The sequence below is a fragment of the Pseudoalteromonas sp. ABE4_541 genome, from assembly GCF_056312285.1.
Genome location: NZ_JBSVEM010000010.1, coordinates 59,942 through 77,821 on the forward strand (window position 1 = coordinate 59,942; position 17,880 = coordinate 77,821).

15 protein-coding genes are annotated in these 17,880 nt (G+C 41.8%); 6 read left to right on the forward strand and 9 right to left on the reverse strand.

The features are described 5' to 3' along the window. Positions 1-9 precede the first annotated feature (9 nt). The 8 genes from ACW689_RS11470 to ACW689_RS11505 all read right to left on the reverse strand — a co-directional run bounded on the left by ACW689_RS11470 (position 10) and on the right by ACW689_RS11505 (position 7,726). Positions 10-624, reverse strand: coding sequence for an energy transducer TonB (locus ACW689_RS11470; protein ID WP_476291441.1), 615 nt, complete (start codon positions 622-624; stop codon positions 10-12). Beyond that, complete coding sequence (locus ACW689_RS11475) at positions 624-1,028, reverse strand: ExbD/TolR family protein (protein ID WP_070984814.1); 405 nt, start codon at positions 1,026-1,028, stop codon at positions 624-626. Before ACW689_RS11475 ends, ACW689_RS11470 begins: the two co-directional genes overlap by 1 nt. A gap of 14 nt (positions 1,029-1,042) precedes the next feature. Continuing rightward, positions 1,043-1,567, reverse strand: coding sequence for a MotA/TolQ/ExbB proton channel family protein (locus ACW689_RS11480; protein ID WP_476291443.1), 525 nt, complete (start codon positions 1,565-1,567; stop codon positions 1,043-1,045). Continuing rightward, a complete protein-coding gene (locus ACW689_RS11485) occupies positions 1,567-2,931 on the reverse strand; it encodes a MotA/TolQ/ExbB proton channel family protein (RefSeq protein ID WP_476291445.1) in 1,365 nt (454 codons plus the stop codon). The genes ACW689_RS11480 and ACW689_RS11485 overlap by 1 nt, the downstream gene beginning before the upstream one ends. A 6-nt stretch (positions 2,932-2,937) precedes the next feature. Further along, complete coding sequence (locus tag ACW689_RS11490) at positions 2,938-3,708, reverse strand: DUF3450 domain-containing protein (protein WP_476291447.1); 771 nt, start codon at positions 3,706-3,708, stop codon at positions 2,938-2,940. A gap of 404 nt (positions 3,709-4,112) precedes the next feature. Further along, a complete protein-coding gene (locus ACW689_RS11495) occupies positions 4,113-4,760 on the reverse strand; it encodes a CatA-like O-acetyltransferase (RefSeq protein WP_476291449.1) in 648 nt (215 codons plus the stop codon). A gap of 70 nt (positions 4,761-4,830) precedes the next feature. Continuing rightward, positions 4,831-5,871: a Leu/Phe/Val dehydrogenase gene (locus tag ACW689_RS11500; protein ID WP_476291451.1), complete on the reverse strand. Its 1,041-nt coding sequence runs from the start codon at positions 5,869-5,871 to the stop codon at positions 4,831-4,833. Positions 5,872-6,199: 328 nt separating this feature from the next. After that, positions 6,200-7,726 (reverse strand): fumarate hydratase, encoded by a 1,527-nt coding sequence (locus tag ACW689_RS11505; RefSeq protein WP_476291453.1) that lies wholly within the window; start codon positions 7,724-7,726, stop codon positions 6,200-6,202. A 156-nt stretch (positions 7,727-7,882) separates the two neighbouring features. On the opposite strand from ACW689_RS11505, the gene pabB reads away from it, so the two are divergent. The 3 genes from pabB (at position 7,883) to ACW689_RS11520 (ending at position 11,278) form a co-directional block, all read left to right on the forward strand. Continuing rightward, positions 7,883-9,232: an aminodeoxychorismate synthase component I gene (gene pabB / locus ACW689_RS11510; protein ID WP_476291455.1), complete on the forward strand. Its 1,350-nt coding sequence runs from the start codon at positions 7,883-7,885 to the stop codon at positions 9,230-9,232. 10 nt (positions 9,233-9,242) lie between these two features. Then, positions 9,243-9,818 carry an NUDIX hydrolase gene (locus tag ACW689_RS11515; protein WP_476291457.1) on the forward strand — a complete coding sequence of 192 codons (576 nt, stop codon included), beginning with the start codon at positions 9,243-9,245 and terminating at the stop codon, positions 9,816-9,818. 83 nt (positions 9,819-9,901) lie between these two features. Next, positions 9,902-11,278, forward strand: coding sequence for an L-serine ammonia-lyase (locus tag ACW689_RS11520; RefSeq protein ID WP_476291459.1), 1,377 nt, complete (start codon positions 9,902-9,904; stop codon positions 11,276-11,278). A gap of 63 nt (positions 11,279-11,341) precedes the next feature. On the opposite strand, the gene ACW689_RS11525 is transcribed toward ACW689_RS11520, so the two are convergent. Then, positions 11,342-12,775, reverse strand: a complete 1,434-nt coding sequence (locus ACW689_RS11525; RefSeq protein WP_476291461.1) for a serine hydrolase domain-containing protein — start codon at positions 12,773-12,775, stop codon at positions 11,342-11,344. 127 nt (positions 12,776-12,902) lie between these two features. On the opposite strand from ACW689_RS11525, the gene ACW689_RS11530 reads away from it, so the two are divergent. From ACW689_RS11530 to ACW689_RS11540, 3 genes are all read left to right on the forward strand, one after another. Continuing rightward, positions 12,903-14,984 (forward strand): winged helix-turn-helix domain-containing protein, encoded by a 2,082-nt coding sequence (locus ACW689_RS11530; RefSeq protein ID WP_476291463.1) that lies wholly within the window; start codon positions 12,903-12,905, stop codon positions 14,982-14,984. A gap of 98 nt (positions 14,985-15,082) precedes the next feature. Continuing rightward, the gene (locus tag ACW689_RS11535; protein WP_476291465.1) at positions 15,083-16,540 is read left to right on the forward strand and encodes a winged helix-turn-helix domain-containing protein; all 1,458 of its coding nucleotides are present in this window, start codon (positions 15,083-15,085) and stop codon (positions 16,538-16,540) included. A gap of 131 nt (positions 16,541-16,671) precedes the next feature. Continuing rightward, the gene (locus ACW689_RS11540) at positions 16,672-17,793 is read left to right on the forward strand and encodes a DUF4405 domain-containing protein (RefSeq protein WP_476291467.1); all 1,122 of its coding nucleotides are present in this window, start codon (positions 16,672-16,674) and stop codon (positions 17,791-17,793) included. Positions 17,794-17,880: the final 87 nt, after the last annotated feature.

The window sequence follows — 17,880 nt, forward strand, 5'->3', positions numbered from 1 at the left end:
TTAGCCTCCTTAGCCTTGATTGAGTTTAAAGTCTAGCTGAACAGTGATACCCGGTTGTTTCTGAGGTTTCCCATCAACAATTTTAGGGCGGTATTTCCACTTACGTAATGCACGAATTGCTTCACGGTTAAAAATACGCTTAGGTTCAGCATCAATAACTTTTACATCTTCAACACCACCTAGCTCGTTAATAGTAAATGAAAGTTGTACCCAACCCTCTTTACCGTCACGTGCTGCTTGAACCGGATATTTAGGTTCAATACGTACGATAGGTGTCGCGTCACCGTCACGGCCAAACTCGCCAGGGCCGCTCAAACCGCCAGCTGTACCACCCAAGTCGATGCTAGGCATATTAAAGCCAATTGCACCAGCTGCAGGGTTAGCATTTTCAGGTTGAGGCGGCTGCGGCTTAGGCGGCTGCTTCGGTGGAGGTGGTGGCGGAGGCGGAACACGCTTCCGCTCCTGCACCTCAGATTCAGGTGGATTCGTCAAAATTTCGACCACAATCTGTTCTTTCTTATCTTCAGCCCTATCAGCTCCTCCGGAGATTAGATAGGACATGAAAAAGAACAAGCCGAAAGTAACTGCCCCACCTGCAATCAGTGAAAACAGAAAACGAATCATTACTTAGCTCCAGCGATTGAAATCTTCAGGCCATCGTCAGTCGCCTTGATTTGGTCCATTACTTTAACAACCACACCGTGCTTAGCGCCTTTATCCGCTTGGATAATAACAGTCTCAGTTGGTTGTTCAGCAAGAATACTCTCAAGGTTCGCACTTACACGCTCAACATCAACTTGACGCTTGTCCATCCAAATTTCACCATTCTCACGAATTGCGATAAAGATGTTAGCATTCTTCGTTTGTTGAGCTTGAGCAGCCTTAGGCTTCTTAACTTCAATACCAGCTTCTTTAACGAAAGAAGTGGTAACGATGAAGAAGATCAACATGATGAATACGATGTCTAGCATCGGCGTCATATCTACTGCTGCTTCTTCCTCTTCACGAAAACGTTGTTTACGTGCCATATTTATATCTCTCTCTAGTGATGTGGCAAGCTGTCAATCAACTGTTCTTTAGCCATTTTCGCTCTTGCTTCAAGGCGAGTGCTAAAGAATACACCTGACAGTGCCGCAACCATTCCTGCCATTGTTGGTACCGTAGCCATTGAGATGCCTGATGCCATCAAACGTGCATTACCCGTACCTTGTGTAGCCATGGTTTCAAATACTGAAATCATACCTGTTACTGTACCGAGTAAGCCGATTAATGGACACATTGCTACCAATGTTTTGATAATCAACATACGCTCATCTAATTTCTCAGACGCTTCAGAAATCCATGCATCGCGGATTCTGTGTGCGTACCAAGACGTGGTGTCTTGGCGGGCGTCCCACTTAGCGACAATATCCTTTTTCATTTTTGGATATTCCGCTAGTAGGAACCAATAGCGCTCAATCATTAAAACCCACATAATAAAGAGTGCTATCGCGACCACGTATAAAACCTGGCCGCCTGTGCCAACAAAATCCCTGATAGATTCCCAGGTCTCCATCAGGACTAGCATTAGGCTTTCTCCTTCTCCGCGTGTGCAGCAACGATACCTGCACTTTGCTCGTCAAGGATGTGTAGAACTGCTTTACTACGACCTGAAACGATAGCGTGTAATAGGATTAGAGGTAGAGCTGCAATCAGACCTAGAGCTGTTGTTACTAGCGCTAGAGAGATGTTACCAGCCATGATCTTCGGATCACCAGTACCAAATAGTGTGATTGATTCGAAGGTTAGGATCATACCAACAACCGTACCTAGTAGACCTAGTAGAGGTGCAATAGCAGCCAAGATCTTGATGATGTTGATACCCGCTTCAATACGAGGTGTCTCGCGAAGGATAGCTTCATCAAGTTTCAATTCTAGGTTCTCAACGTCTTGGTTCTTGTTGTCATGGTAAACTTTCAAGATACGACCAAGAGGGTTGTTTGTGTTAGGCGTGTTGATGTTTTTGATTTGCGCCTTGATTTTCGAACCAACCATTACTAGGTCTAGGAAACGAACAAGCGCAAGTAATGCACCCACTGCCAATAGTGCAGTGATGATGTAACCAACCGTGTCACCTTGGTGCCAACGCTCTTCAGGCGTTGCACGCTGAGTGTTTAGACGTAAGATTGAACCACGAGTTGGGTCAACATAAAACTTAGTGTAAGAACCAGCTGACGTGCTAAGCAGTGAGTCAACAGTGTTCAATACGTAACCATCAGGTTGCTTACCTAGTGGTGTGATTGCTTTGTTAGCTGCATCGTAAAGCACGTAGCCGTCTTTAGTTACTAGGTTGAAGTTACCAACACGAGTCACTTGCTTAACGTTGATTTCACCGCTCAGTTCAGCAACTTGAGCTTCAAAAGTAGATACTTTTGCAGACTCAGTCATTTCAGTTTGGAAAGCAATCCAAAGTTCTTCAAGTTCGCGAGTAGTCGGTAGCTCTTTTGCAGCTGCAAGAGAACGAAGTACTTCAGCGCGTCCTGGTTTTTCAGCAGAAACAAGTGATGCTTCAATTGAACCGATAGCTTCAGCAGCTGAACGACGTACAACACCGAACATCTCACCTAAAGTACCAGTTGCGTTTGCAAGCTCTACTTCTTTCTCAGCTAGTGTGATTTCGTTTTGCTTGAACTCTTTGTTCAAACGCTCGCCACGTGCTTTTTCAGCAGCTAGGTCACTCTTCGCTTTGTTAAGAAGCGATTGCTGGTTTGCGCGAGAAGAAAGGAATTCTTGCTCACGTTGCTTGTTGATCTTACCTTCAGAAATACGGTTTTGTTTTACTTCTTGTAGGATTTTATCAAGAGCTTCTGTGTTTGCGTGTGCATTCAGCGCGGCACCTGCAGAAACAGATAGTGCAGCGGCTACTGCAAAGCCTTTAAATAGTTTCTTCATTTTCACTTACTCCGCGCCAAAGATTGGTAATGCAACTAGATCTGGGGCAGCCTGACCACGTGCAATACGGATCATATCTTTAACAGGCTTAAGGTACTCTTCGCCTAGCTCATCCCACTGTTTAGAAGAATTGTTCCAAACCCAAGCGTGCTTCAAGTCAAAAGACTGAGCTACGTAAGCAACACGACCAAGACGTGCAAAATCAACGTTGATGTTTTTGCCGTTGATTTCTAAAGAACCTTGAGATGCGGCCATTACTGAGCTGTAATCAGTCTCAATAGTGTATGCTTCAAGCACTTGGCGGAATTTTTCTGAAGTAGTTACTTTAGAATTTGAAAGTAGCTCACGTAGTTTCTCTACGCGGCCCATACGAGTTTCAGTGTCAAACGGAACGTCCGCTTTGATGAATTGCTCAAGCGTATCGATCATGCGATACATCAAAGGCACAACGTCCTGTTTTGTCTTTTCAATTGTTCCGATTTGGCGATCGAATGATTCAATACCAGCTCTTTGGTCAGCGACCAAACGAGCAACGTGGTCGTTATAAACTTTTAGCAGTTCAGTTTCGTCAACAACGCTGCGGTATTCGCCGATCATCTCTTGCGTTTGACCGAAGATGTTGTCGATTTTTTCTTGAGACTTTTTAGCAGCCTTTTGAGTTTGTTGACCTACTTTTTGTACGTCGTTCAAAGGATCTGCAATCACATTGCTGCTTGCAAATGCTGTTGCGCCAAGAAGCGCAGTAGCTACAAGACTCTTTCTGATTTTAACAGACATAGTTCCCAACCAATTAAGTAATGTTACTTTTATAATTTTATCGCCTCTTAAAGAGGCAACCCTGATATCTTTTAGCAGATACCAACTGTCCAATAATGCTAAATGCAAGTCGATGTGTCAACTTCACTATCAAAACAAATTTATGAGTCCAAAAAAAATAAACTCGATACAAAACAAAAAATTAACATGATTTTTTATCCCTCTCCTCTATAGCCATTGATAATAAAGAACTTAATGCAATATGTTTACAATTAATTACAACGCAACAGATCTTTGTAATAGTCTCTTTAAAACAGCTAATACATCACACAAGATAATGAATTTAAAGAAAAATAAAAATATTACGCACAAAATAATTGTTAATTTTGCATCAAACGAGTAATTTACATCTAATTGCCTATATTTCAACCGCTTAATTTTGCAGTCGACGAAATAACCTCATTAAGTGTAGTCAAAAATTGAGCAACATGAACCCCGTCAACTAGCGCATGATGCACTTCTATGTTTATTGGCATCATCCCCGTACCCTTATCATATTTTCCAAAAACGAATTTCGGGATCCCTGCACATTGCGCACTTTCGTGGGACGCATGACTAAAACTACTGAAATTAAACCACGGCAGTATCGAAACATGTATCTGGGCTACATGCATTTCGCGCAGTAAAAAGTTTTCATCCATCAACGTTTGTTCTAAGTAATGCGCTTTTTGCTTTGCACTGTGTAGACAAAATTCAGTTATGTTTAGTTGACGGTTTAAAGGCACAAAGCGAAATGTCTCATCATGTCGTAAAAAAACGATACTTGCCATTACATCATCGACTTCAACTGGCGCATCATCAACGATCCTGAGTTTCATCGGCTTGTATTCATTAACGGCTTTTAATAAACAGTAAAGGTAACAGTCCGTAAAAGAGTAACCTTGTAGTTTTGAGAAGCGGTATAAGTTAGAAAAGTCTACCGATGTTGTAATATTGAATTGAGGTTTATCAAAAGACTTAAAAAAACGGAAGTGATCGGCTCGAGGCCAAGTTGTGAGGTCAATTTTTTTCATACTACGAGTAAAAACAAAAAAGGGTATGCAAAGCATACCCTCTCACTTTTTTTTCGCGAACTTTTTGCGATTACAAGCCGCGTTCAATGATTTCTTGAGCTAACTCATCTGCAATGATATGCGTCGACTTTTGCTCTGATTCCGAGCGTGCGAATATCTCAGTTAACGTATCGTAGATACCTTCAACATGTTTAGTCGCATCCGCTTCATTATAGCCTTCAGGTTTAGTTTCATAATAAACATTAATGATACCACCAGCGTTAATGACATAATCTGGCGCATATAAAACACCCTTTTCGCGTAGAATTTCGCCATGACGAGATTCAGCTAACTGATTGTTTGCACAGCCAGCAATAATAGTTGCTTTGATACGTGGAATTGTGTTGTCATTGATTGTGGCACCTAATGCACAAGGCGCATATACGTCAACGTCTAAGTCATAAATCTCATCAATGCCCACAGCTGTAGCACCAAAATCAGTCACAACTCGGTCTATAGATGCTTGATTAATGTCTGTCACAAATAATTCAGCACCCGCTTCATGCAGGTATTTACAAAGGCCATACGCAACTGCCCCTAACCCCTGCACAGCGACCTTAACACCTGATAAGTCTTGGTGGCCATGTTTGTGCTGGTAAGCCGCTTTAATACCTAAGAAGGTACCAAGCGCTGTAAATGGCGATGGATTACCACTCTTACCTTCAAGACCAAGTACATAATTTGTCTCTTTATGCATCATCATCACATCACCTGTCGTGATGTTTACGTCTTCTGCTGAGTAATAACTACCACCTAAACGCTCAAGGTGTTTACCAAATGCTCTGAACAAAGCTTCAGATTTAATTTCTTTTGCATCACCGATAATAACCGATTTACCACCACCAAATGGTAAACGCGCAACCGCATTTTTATATGTCATACCTTTAGACAAACGCAATACATCATATACAGCATCTTCATCTTTGGCGTAGTTCCAAAGTCTACAGCCACCTACTGCAGGACCTAGCTTAGTGCTGTGAACAGCAATGATCGCTTTTAAGCCAGATGCGTCATCTGCACAAAATACCACTTGTTCATGATTATCAAATTCAACTTGGTTAAATACAGCCACTTTATAATTCTCCGAAATGTCTCACCTAAAACGGTGTTGATAGCGCTGAAGTTCGCCAAACTCTATCACTAAGTTAGCAGGCATGCCACAAAATGAGATGATCATCCTACTATACACAATTAATTTAAATAAATTAGACCTGAATTTTTATTATATGAAAAACATCACCCAACTAAGATTAATATTGAAGCTAATCTAGTTAATATATTTTAATTATAGGCAAGGTATGTTTACGTAAACGTAAAGCGAAAGGCAAGTGTACAGGTATGATTACAAAAAAGCCGCATATCGATTCAATATGCGGCTGTTATTGTAAGCGAGCTAAAGCTTATTTTAACTTCGTATCTAGCTCTTCAATTTTCGCTTTCCAAATTGCAGGTCCTTGATCGTGTGCGTTAGCACCCGTGCTATCAACAGCAACCGTTACAGGCATGTCTTCTACTTCAAACTCATAAATGGCTTCCATACCTAAGTCTTCGAATGCAACCACGCGTGCTTTCTTAATTGCTTTAGCCACAAGGTATGCGGCACCACCAACAGCCATCAAATAAATTGATTTGTTATTCTTGATTGACTCAACGGTTGCAGGACCACGCTCAGCTTTACCAATCATACCCACAATGCCAGTGTTCTCTAACATCATATCAGTAAACTTATCCATACGTGTTGCAGTCGTCGGACCTGCCGGGCCTACCGCTTCATCGCCTACCGCATCAACCGGGCCTACGTAGTAGATAAATTTATTTTCAAAGTCTACACCTTCAGGTAAGCCTTCACCTGAATTGATCATATCTTGTAGACGTTTATGCGCAGCATCACGGCCTGTTAAAATTTTACCTGATAACAGTACCGTTTCGCCCATCTTCCAATCTTGGGTGTCTTCTTTAGTTAGGGTATCTAAATTAACACGACGAGTATCTTCACCGACTTCCCACGTCACTTCAGGCCAGTCTTCTAATTTAGGCGCTTTTAGATCAGCAGGGCCTGAACCATCCAAAGTGAAATGTACGTGACGAGTCGCCGCGCAGTTCGGGATCATCACTACTGGCTTAGACGCCGCGTGAGTCGGTGCCGTTTTGATTTTTATATCTACGACAGTCGTTAAACCACCTAATCCTTGCGCACCAATACCAAGTTTATTTGCGCGCTCAAAGATCTCTAAACGTAGCTTTTCTTCAGCAGTCTCAGCGCCGCGCTCAATCAGTTCATGAATATCGACAGGGTCCATCAAAGATTCTTTAGCCAGTACCGCTGCTTTTTCCGCAGTACCGCCAATACCTATACCTAACATGCCTGGTGGACACCAACCTGCACCCATGGTTGGTAGTGTTTTTTCAACCCATGCAGCCACATCATCAGATGGGTTTAGCATAACCATTTTAGTTTTGTTTTCAGAACCGCCACCTTTAGCCGCAATCATCACTTCCACTTCAGCGCCCGGTACCATGTCGATATGCACAACTGAAGGCGTATTGTCTTTGGTGTTTTTACGGCTACCGGCAGGGTCAGCCACAATTGACGCACGTAGTGGATTATCCGGATTTAAGTACGCACGACGTGTCCCTTCATCAACCATTTGTTGAACTGTTAGATCCGTTTTATCCCATTTAACATCCATACCCACTTTTACAAAACATGTAACAATACCAGTATCTTGGCAAAGTGGACGTTTGCCTTCTGCAGACATACGTGAGTTAATCAAAATTTGTGCAATGGCGTCTTTGGCCGCTTTGCTTTCTTCTTTGTGATATGCTTTTTCTAAAGCTTGAACAAAATCTAGTGGGTGATAAAAAGAGATATATTGCAATGCGTCTTCAATGCTATCAATGAAGTCTTGCTGACGGATCATACTCATGACGGTTCCTTAGTTTGGTTATTTAACCCTAGGTCAATAACTGAATACATCTTAAAAATAGCGACCGTTTTAAGCCACAGGCTAAGCCACTATAGAAAAATAGATAAGTATGATAACCTCCCCGCCCGTTTCGGGCTAGTTTTCAGGTTCAAGTAAATGGGAAATGAACAAATTTACCTCAAAAAACTAAATATTACTTTGCCAACAGAAGTCGTATTTGAGCACTTTGCGCACCTACCTAACGCAATTTTATTGGATTCGTGTAATGCAGCCCATGTTAACAGTCGGTTTGATATTATCAGTATTGAGCCAAAGCACCTTTTGACAGCGCAACACGGACAGGTTTTTTTAGACGGCTCAGTACAGAACAAAATTTGCTTTGAGATCATGAAAGCGTATCTGTCTGAGTTATCAGTCCAAAAGGCGCAAAATGACTTGCCCTTTACCGGCGGCTGGCTTGGCTATTTTAGTTATGACTTAGGGCGCTACATTGAAACATTACCTGAAAATGCTGAGCAAGATATTGATTTGCCAGATTTACACATCGGCTTTTATTTGGATGCGCTGATTTATGACAATCAAATTGAGCAATGGTACTACGTGAGTCAGCCAAGCAATCAACGCCTTGAACTGTATACAAACTTTTTGAATAACCAAACAACTGACTACGACCAGTTTTCATTAAGTAGTCAATGGCAGTCAAACATGAATCAAAAACAATATAATGAGAAGTTTGACCAAATTCAGCAATATTTAAAAAGTGGAGATTGTTATCAAATCAATCTAGCTCAACGCTTTAGTGCAAGTTACACAGGCTCTCCTTGGCTAGCCTATAAAAAGTTACGAGCACACAATAAAGCGCCTTTTTCGGCATTTATCAATTTGGGTACCAGTGCCATTTTGTCTGTGTCTCCTGAGCGCTTTTTATTAGTCAGTGACGGTAAAGTGGAAACAAAGCCAATTAAAGGCACGCTACCAAGATTGAGCGACGCTGCCGACGATAAACAGCAAGCTGAACGCTTAGCAAATAGCAACAAAGACAGAGCTGAGAATGTCATGATTGTTGACTTACTGCGCAACGACTTAAGCAAAGTCGCCAAGGCGGGCAGTGTAGAAGTGCCTAGTTTATTTGCCATCGAGAGCTTTCCTGCTGTCCATCATCTTGTTAGCACAGTAACTAGCGAGCTTGCAGAGGGTAAATGTGCCGTTGATCAGTTAGAGGCAGCGTTTCCTGGTGGTTCCATCACCGGTGCGCCAAAGATCCGAGCAATGGAAATAATCGAAGAACTCGAACCGCATCGACGCAGTGTTTACTGTGGCTCTATTGGCTACCTTAGCGCCTGTGGTAGGATGGACACGTCCATTACAATTCGTACCCTCGTGTGTCACAATGACCAGATACACTGCTGGGCAGGTGGTGGTATTGTAGCGGATTCAAAATCAGACCTTGAATATCAAGAAACTTACCACAAAGTAAATAAGATACTTCCGATATTAACTGAATAAGAGCTAAGTTGTGAAACTAGATGACGTGATAACTCGCTTTCATACCAGTGCGATACAAATGCAAACTTCACGAGTGCCAATAAAGCATGCATTTAAAGAAAGCGCGGTGCTCATGCCATTAATTGAAGCACACGGGCAAGCCGCCTTACTATTTTGTAAACGCTCGGCCTATTTAAAACATCACCCAGCACAAGTATGCTTCCCGGGCGGGAAAGCAGAGCCAGACGATGCCAACTTAGTTGTCACGGCACTTCGTGAAACACATGAAGAACTCGGAATTACAGCCCGTAATATCAAGCCAATCGGCGTACTGAATCAACACTCAACATTAACAGGGTTCTCTATCTGTCCTGTTGTGGCGGTGTTACCAAGCGATGTTCAGTGGCATACTCAAAGTGCTGAAGTAGAACAAGCCTTTACCATGCCATTGGCAATACTCGCGGATGAAAACAACTGGCAGAACTATCAACTTCAACTTGCTGGACAAGTCCGCCCCTTACCAGGATTAATGACGCCACATGGGCTTTTATGGGGCGCAACCGCAAGCTTAGTCAAAAACTTTATACAATTAATCAAATCGACATAGTTAATTCATAGTACAACGGGTTACAAGGCCCTGTTTTAGAGTTATGATGTGCGCCCGTTCAAAGGCAATGTTGAGTAAAGTATATGATTAGTGCATTTGATATGTTTAGTATCGGTATTGGCCCTTCCTCGTCACATACCGTAGGTCCAATGCGCGCTTCTAGGCTGTTTGTAAAAGATTTGCAAGAGAAAGGCTTGCTATCACAAACAACGGAAGTAAAAGTTGAGCTGTTTGGCTCACTAGGACAAACAGGTATTGGTCACGGCTCAGGTAAAGCCGTCATACTTGGCCTAGCAGGCTATGATCCAGAAAGCATTGACGCAGACGCAGTGCCAGATATCTTGGAAAAAATCGAACAAGAGCAAGTTATCTATCTAGATCAAAGCCATAAAGTAAAGTTTCCAAAGCAAGGGGCCATTGTTTTCCACCGCCGTAAAACACTCCCTAAGCACTCCAACGCGATGGAGATCATTGCTTTAAATGGTAAAGATAAAGTACACAGCCAAGTTTACTACTCGATAGGCGGTGGCTTTATTGTAACCGATGAGCAATTTGAACAAGAAAAACAAGCTGCATTGGATATTCGTGAACAAAACCCCGCGCCTTATCCGTTCGATAACGCAGAGCAACTACTTAACTTGTGTAAAGAGTCTGGTTTGAGTGTGTCATCATTAATGATGGCCAATGAAAAGACATTGCGTCCAATAGCAGAAATAAAAGCAGAACTGTTCAATATTTGGCAAGTAATGAAAGCCTGTATTGAACGTGGTATGCGTACCGAAGGTATCTTGCCTGGCGGCTTAAAAGTTAAACGTCGTGCACCTAGCTTGTATCTAAAATTGAATGTTGAGAACAGTAACGATCCGCTTCGCGCTATGGATTGGGTTGATCTATTTGCACTAGCTGTTAACGAAGAAAACGCTGCCGGTGGTCGCGTGGTGACTGCACCTACAAACGGCGCCGCAGGTATTCTTCCTGCTGTTCTCATGTATTACCACACCTTTATCAAAGAAGTGGACGAAGAAATCGCGACTCGTTACCTATTAACAGCCGCAGCAATTGGTATTTTATATAAAAAGAATGCCTCTATTTCTGGTGCAGAAGTAGGTTGCCAAGGCGAGGTAGGCGTTGCCTGTTCAATGGCCGCTGGCGCACTGACTGAGATTATGGGTGGCAACGTGGTTAACGTTGAAAACGCCGCAGAGATTGGCATGGAGCACAACTTGGGCCTAACCTGTGACCCAGTAGGCGGCTTAGTGCAAGTACCTTGTATCGAGCGAAATGCGATGGGGGCTGTAAAAGCAATTAACGCATCGCGTCTTGCAATGCGCGGTACAGGCGAGCAAAAAGTATCGCTAGATAAAGTGATCAAAACCATGCTCGACACAGGCAATGATATGAAAACCAAATACAAAGAAACCGCTCGAGGCGGCTTAGCGGTAAATATCATCGAATGTTAATAAACGTGCATTTTAATGCTTATACCCAAAATATTCGGGTATAAGCATTAGACTCATTTTCTTTTATAGCTTTTTAATCAGATCGTTCATTGCAAACACGATAGGTTCCCCCGCTGCATCACTATTGCCAAGCACTGCAAGTATATACCCCTTGTCTCGATAAATATTCAACTGTGCACTCATACCTAAGTGACTACCATTGTGCCCAATTACTTGATTACCAGCATCGCCTCGCACAGAAAAGCCATAGCCATATCTTGGTGAATGTAACTCAGGCTTAGCCGAAGTCGCCTCTTTTGTTAGGGCCGAGTTGAGTAATTGGTTATTAACCAGTGCCAAAGCGAAACGATGTAAGTCACTCACCGTCGAGTACCCTCCTCCTGCTGGCCCCCCTTTCACACCTTGCATGACCAAATTTTCGGTCAAAGTTTGAGTCTCATTCATATACCAGTAGCTTCTTGCTGTATTTTTTATTGGCACATCAATGTCGAAGCTACCACTGTCTGTCATACCTGCTTTTTTGTAGATATGTTGATCGATGAAATCGTAATAACTCTGTTTAGTCACAGCCTCAATCACATGACCCAGCATCCTCATTCCCGTGCTGCTGTACTGCCAACGGCTGCCTGGCTCAAAATTCAGCTTGATATCTTTATATAATGTCAGCGAGTCATTCAGTGTTCGGATCTGTGATTGATGATTAATCATATCCGGAATGCCGCCCAACCCCGATGTATGCGTCAGTAATTGTCTTATGGTAATTTTATCAAACAGCCCTTCTCCAAAGTATTTTCTGTCCATGTACTGGGTCAGTTTATCAGTGAGTGATAGCTTGCCAGCTTCGACTAATTTCATAATCGCCACACCGGTAAACATTTTATTCATAGAGCCAATCTGAAATTTTGTGTCGATATTATTTTTTACATCATAGCGCCTTGATGCCAAGCCATAAGCTTTTTTAAACAACACGTTATCGCCTTTAGCTAACAACACAGTACCTGAAAAAGCTTCATTACGAGCAAGATATTCCGTCAGCGACTTTAATGTTTGAAGCACTTGGTCTTCATTTTGAGGTTCTACCAAAAACATTCCCAAGCCAGTTGGCGTAATATACCAATCACTGACTTTCGCCTCATCATTAACACTCATTACAAGTGAATAATCTAGCCCAGTCTTAAAAGAAGAAACCAAACCAGTTATACGAGTTTGCTGATTAGCTTGTGTGCGCTTAACCTGCTTCAGGTTAAGAGTATGGTGCAACAGTGCCGTATTCATTGCATAACCTATGTAACGCTCCCGACCCGAATTTCCCCAGCGTGCTAAAGCCTCTTTCGTAAAGTGTTTATCAACATATCTCGTAATGCGCTCGAGGTTGTTGCTATTAAGTGTATGAATGAACACTTTAACCAAGCGCTCATCTTGCGCTAAGGCTGTGTCCTCTTTTGCAAGTGTTTGCACACTCATGAAGATGAGTAAAAGTACATGTATGTAGCGCATCTTGTTCTATTCCTTCTGTCTTTATGTATGATAAAAGTAAGTTAACTTGCTGAATTTAATAACGTTCAAGACGGCACAAAGCGATGAATTTGAACTTAAAAAATAATTAAGAAAGAATTAAGAAAAAATGAGCTTAAATAACAATAAGTTAAGAAGTAAATTAAAGAGCGTTCTACTCGCGAATGTGTTTTATATCGGGCCAATATGTGTAAAACCACAAACAGGTGAAATCATCGTCGATGGCAACACACATGTTCTAGAGCCTAAAGTAATGGACTTGCTCATTGCATTATGTGAATGCAAAAACACCATTGTCAGTGCTGAAAACTTATTTGAGCGTGTTTGGCCACACTCTATTTACAGTCCAAATTCAGTTAGACGCAATATCGCACTGCTACGCAAATTACTGAGTGATGAGGATAAGTCTCTAATAAAAACACACCCTAAGCGTGGCTACAGTTTACAAGCCAATATCACTTTTGAGCAGCCTGACACACCAAAAAGCGCCATAAAAGAAACAACACACAAACCCAAAATGCATCGTATTAGTCTAAGTGTAATCTTTGCGCTGACGGGCGTTTTGAGTTTATTACTCTATTACTGGCACATGCACAGTGGTGCTAACATCACTTTGGACAACGTTAAGCCCATTACTTCTAGTAGTGAACTAGAGCACTATATGCGGGTAAGCCTTGACGATCGTTATATGGCGATCGTACGTAGTCACTCAGAAAAAGACACAGAAAAGCATATTGTTATTAAAGATCTGAAACTCAACAGAACTTGGCAGGTGAGCACACTTTCAAAGCCGTACCGCTACCTAGCTTGGAGCAACACACATACCCTTTTGTACTCAACTTTAAACGGCAATCAAGTTGAATTTGGAAAAATCATATTAGACGAGCAGTATCAACACGCGCATCAAGAAACATTGCTCGTTCGAGGCGACATTAATTGGAGCAGCCCTTTCTTTGTCGATCACGCCAATAATTTACTGTATTTAGCAAATCAAAACGCGTCTGAACATAGTCGCAACGTTTCACTTTACAAACACAGCCTTAACTCAGGGGTAGTTACTACTTTACTTGCACCCAATGATGAATTTAAGCCCTACAAAATTAGCCTATCCGATGATAAGAGTACTCTTGCCTTGGTTGGCTTCAACAAACAATCGAAGTCTGTTGTGAAGCTGCTCAACCTGAATACATTGCAACAACAGCAAATCGCAGAATTAAATCATGACTGGTATTTTTTAACATGGCACGCAAACACTGGTTCGTTCTTGCTAAGTAATGGTAGCCAACTTTCTCAACTTACTATTGATGGCCATTGGTCTATGCTTCCCTATAGTAACTTCCATTTTTTACAGTATATTCAATCTGTTAATAAAAAGCTTTACTTCATTGAAAATCGTATTGACGAAGATGTGTACATAGCTTCGCGAAACGACTTTATGCAGTCACAAGAAATCGCAAACTCTAACGGAGCAGATTGGGGGGCTGTACTATCTCCCGATGAATCAAAAGTCGCTTATATTTCAACCCGAAACGGCTTTTCTCAACTATTTATGAAACAGTTAGGCTCAGCGATGGAAACGCTTGTCTTCGAAAACAGCGCAAAAGAACTTGCCATCGCACCACCAATTTGGCGAAACAACCATCAGCTTATTAGTGCGCTAAATAATCGCCCTTTTTTGTTAGAGATATCGGAAAGTGGCACACGGGTGGCTTGGCTTGAAAACATAATTGGTGTGCCGTTGGCTTGGCTCAACGAGGGCAACGCTATTGTCTATATGGACAAATCGGCACAAGGGGACACTTTGTATGAATACAATCTAACCAGTGCGAAAAGCAAATCCCTCAATGTTCATTTGCAAAACCAGCAGTTGGCAGTAAGCAATCAAGATCAGCTCATCATTGTGGCGAACAAGGCAATTCACAACATTAGTACTAAAACAACACTAATAAACACCACAGGCTCAAATTTACGCTTATATGCGACTCAATCTGGAATCTATTATCGTGTAAAAGATATAAACGGTTACAATCTGGGATTTTATGACTATAACAGCGGAATAACTCAACTACCCCAGCCTCAGGACGAATTTTGTGAGCTGTATTGTAGTCAACTTGATGGAATTTCAAATAGTTACTATTTATTGACAAAAAAACAGCAGCAGTCTGACATTTTATCCTTGGATGTTAATTGACCAATAAGCACAAACCTCTATTTTATTACAGCGATCGCTTTGATTAATGTAAAAGTTCATTTAAGGTACTTAGGTTAACAACATCCAAAGTGCTTATTGTGCAATATCAAACATTAAATTATATCGTTGACCCACATGCTTTATCAGTCATTGCATACCAAGGTGAAGTACTGGCAATACGCCCAAAAACGTGCCAACTTTTACTTCTTTTGCTACGTCACGCGGGTCAGCCAGTAAGCAAACAAACGATTTTGGACGTGGTTTGGAGCGACTCTGTTGTTGCAGAACAAGTCGTTTTTCAATCTATCAACGAGCTCCGCCAGCTTTTTCAAAATGAAGAAGTGATTAAAACCATTCCAAAACAAGGATATGTTTGGCTTCCAACCGTTACGACCGTACCCAAAAAACCAAACTCACGGAACAAACAAGCACAACTGTTAACTTTGGGCATCAGCCTATTTATTGTCACCTTAATATTCTTATCCGCTGTATTGAGTGATAAACCCGCAGTACAAGGTAAAATCAAAGGCTCTGTGGTAATTTTACCGACGCAAAACCAAATAGAAGGTAACGACCATAATTGGATCCGCTTAGGATTGATGGACCAAGTCATACAACGCTTACCTAATAATCAAGAACATGGTGTATTACAAACCGATTACGTGCTTGAAGTATTGGAGCGTGCCAAAGCGCCATTGAGCCATGTTAAACCGGAGCATATAAAACAGATATTCACCGTTTCTGGGGCAGAGCTCATTGTATCGTCAAAGCTATCAGGCTCCCCCCATGACTATCAGCTGAGTTATGTCTTGTACTATAAAAACACACAACAAAAAGGCGTGTTATTTGGCGGTAATATACAAGGTGTTATAGATCAATTTAGTGATAAAGTTGCCGAGCATCTAGGTGAGGAAAGTTCACTTCAAGCCGGTAATTACCATGCTGATTTTCATCATGAGATGTTAGGTGTAGCGATTGACCTGAAGTTAGAAGGAAACCACCTGAGCGCAAAGCCTCTACTTGAAAGTATTGTTGCCAATGACCCTGAAAACCTGACTGCACAGCGAATTTTAATCAGCACCCTTTTACAGCTAAAAGACTTTCACACGGCTGAAAAACACCTTGCTCAGGCAATTCCTACTGCACAAAAACTCAACGATAAAAATGAGCTTAGTCGCTTGTTGTATCTCAATGCCATTCACGCCATGATCAAAGGCACTGATGAATTAGCTAAACAAAGTGTTAAACAGGCCTTTGCCGTTGCACAAAGCCATAACGATTGGTTATTTATGGCGTATTCAAAAGATTTATTAGCCCAAATTGCACAGCGCCAAGGAGACTACGAATCAGCAAAAACTTATTACCTTGAAGCAAAAAACCATCATCAGGTCTTGGGTTGTCCCGTTGGCGAAACCAGTGTTTGGACCAGCCTTGCTTTGCTTGCCAAAGCACAAAATAGAACTGATGAGTTTCATTTTGCTCTTAATCAAGCTAAACAAATTGCGATCAGTAGAGAATTAAACAAGCAGCTTGAATATTTGAATTCTATTAAGTGAACTTCTGTGCAAACAGGGTCTATGAAAATATTATATTTAAAATCAATAGCTTTAGATAATTTTAGAAAGCTTTAGTGGCTTTTAGCAAGGCGCTTAAGCGACAAAGTGATTATTCAAAAAAAGGAGTCACTATGTCGTTTTTTAATGCCCGAGTATTCATCGGTACCCTACTGTTTTTAGCTTTCATTGTTATGCTAATTACCTCCGTATTGATGTACAGTCAGCAACACGATAATTTAATCTCGCTGATACACACTTTAATTGGTGCCGCCATGATTTTGGTTGTTGTGTGGCACTTATGCAAAAACTCAAAGCCTCTATTTGCTTATTTAAATCCATTGAAAAAGCACATGGGTAAAGCCAGCTTCGCAATGCCGCTCGCAGTTTTGCTAATTGGCTATCTACTGGCTTCTCCATTTTTTGCGCTACCACCAGCGATGCAAGTTTACACGTGGGGGCAAACTTTAAAAGCCGCTGATAAAGCAGATCAAGATAAAGAGCATAAATTTGTCGAGCGCATAGTCAAACCAGAACAAGCGAGTGGACAGACCGTTACTTTAGAGCTGAAAAAAGGCCCTTATTTTCTTTGGCCACAATATGCGTTTTGGTTAGAAACATTAGAAGGAAAATTTGTACAGCCGCTCTATGTGACGGAAAAAATCGCGAGTAATAATTTTACTAACAAAGTCTCCAAAGTAGACCCCGAACAAGTTTTTAGTGAGCACTTATTGATTGGTGAAAATGCCATTGGCAGAGATGCACTAACGGGCGGACAGGAACCAGAAACGAAAGACACGCGCATGCGCCCCGAGTCATTACCAGTGTTTTTACATCAACTAGGTGTACAGGCTAGTAATGGATACTTCTTGCCTACTGACAATAAGTTAAAAGTTGACGGTTTTAGCGGCGCAACCATGACCGACAACTTTATATACTCGATTCAACTCCCCAATACGCTAACTGGTCAGTATCGTATACGCTTCGAGATCAACCACTCTTTTGACTACAACAACTACTACAGCAGTGACCGATTCCCCGATGACCCAGTATACTCTGGTGACGGTTACACCGCACAACCATCACTGATTTATCAAACCATTATTGATTTTGATCAGCCGAACCAATTACAACAAATGCAGCTTATTGGGCATGGCCATCATTCTGGACAAGATGGTAATGTTCGCCCAGATCTTAGCAACTTTACTACGGCATTAGAGCTGGTTGACAGGATCTTAGTTTCCCATTCTTTATAACAGTTCAGCTTTTTATGTATATTTGTGCTGTGGTGTTCCACTACAGCACTTTTAACCTGCACAAAGCGTTAAAACAAATTTACACTC

Excerpts from the sequence above, each read along its gene's own strand:
- ACW689_RS11540 (WP_476291467.1), top strand. The coding sequence starts at position 16,672 with ATGTCGTTTTTTAATGCCCGAGTATTCATCGGTACCCTACTGTTTTTA.
- ACW689_RS11470 (WP_476291441.1), bottom strand. The coding sequence starts at position 624 with ATGATTCGTTTTCTGTTTTCACTGATTGCAGGTGGGGCAGTTACTTTC.
- ACW689_RS11480 (WP_476291443.1), bottom strand. The coding sequence starts at position 1,567 with ATGCTAGTCCTGATGGAGACCTGGGAATCTATCAGGGATTTTGTTGGC.
- ACW689_RS11520 (WP_476291459.1), top strand. The coding sequence starts at position 9,902 with ATGATTAGTGCATTTGATATGTTTAGTATCGGTATTGGCCCTTCCTCG.
- ACW689_RS11495 (WP_476291449.1), bottom strand. The coding sequence starts at position 4,760 with ATGAAAAAAATTGACCTCACAACTTGGCCTCGAGCCGATCACTTCCGT.
- ACW689_RS11475 (WP_070984814.1), bottom strand. The coding sequence starts at position 1,028 with ATGGCACGTAAACAACGTTTTCGTGAAGAGGAAGAAGCAGCAGTAGAT.
- ACW689_RS11485 (WP_476291445.1), bottom strand. The coding sequence starts at position 2,931 with ATGAAGAAACTATTTAAAGGCTTTGCAGTAGCCGCTGCACTATCTGTT.
- ACW689_RS11505 (WP_476291453.1), bottom strand. The coding sequence starts at position 7,726 with ATGAGTATGATCCGTCAGCAAGACTTCATTGATAGCATTGAAGACGCA.
- ACW689_RS11490 (WP_476291447.1), bottom strand. The coding sequence starts at position 3,708 with ATGTCTGTTAAAATCAGAAAGAGTCTTGTAGCTACTGCGCTTCTTGGC.
- pabB (WP_476291455.1), top strand. The coding sequence starts at position 7,883 with ATGGGAAATGAACAAATTTACCTCAAAAAACTAAATATTACTTTGCCA.
- ACW689_RS11525 (WP_476291461.1), bottom strand. The coding sequence starts at position 12,775 with ATGCGCTACATACATGTACTTTTACTCATCTTCATGAGTGTGCAAACA.
- ACW689_RS11530 (WP_476291463.1), top strand. The coding sequence starts at position 12,903 with ATGAGCTTAAATAACAATAAGTTAAGAAGTAAATTAAAGAGCGTTCTA.